This is a genomic window from Treponema endosymbiont of Eucomonympha sp., from assembly GCF_001028545.1.
Window position 1 is genome coordinate 1 of record NZ_BBPW01000712.1, and the last position, 409, is coordinate 409.

At 63.1% G+C, this 409-nt stretch carries 1 protein-coding gene; it reads left to right on the forward strand.

From position 1 onward, the window contains the following. The first annotated feature begins 86 nt into the window (after nucleotides 1-86). Complete coding sequence (locus tag AWU74_RS08730) at nucleotides 87-329, forward strand: hypothetical protein (RefSeq protein ID WP_062328873.1); 243 nt, start codon at nucleotides 87-89, stop codon at nucleotides 327-329. Nucleotides 330-409 lie beyond the last annotated feature (80 nt).

Below are 409 nucleotides of genomic sequence, written 5' to 3' on the forward strand. Positions count from 1 at the left end.
ACTGCCGCCTTGTGCCCCGCATGCGTCCGCGTGTGCCTTGATATACGTCGAATCTATCATAAAGATATCCCCGGCAGGCTCGCCTATTGCGGCGTCCGCCGGCGTTTTCCCTATTCCCTTGTCCCGCGGCGGCGAAAGAGGGCGTTTTTTCGGGGCAGGGCAGTGTTTCCGCGCGGGCGGTCGTCGTGGCGGACCAGTATTTCGCCGCCGACCAAATGCTGCGCTACACCGGCACCGGTCTGAACCTCGATTTTTTGGCGAATGCGGCGCTGTGGCTTTCGGGCAAGAAGACGGTCGAGGCGAGGAAGAAGGCAGTCGCCGCGGCATAGAAGGCGAGGTCGCGGCTGTCGACGATTCCCTTTCCGGCGGCGGCAAAGTGCCACGCGAACGAAGCGAGGCGGCACAATCC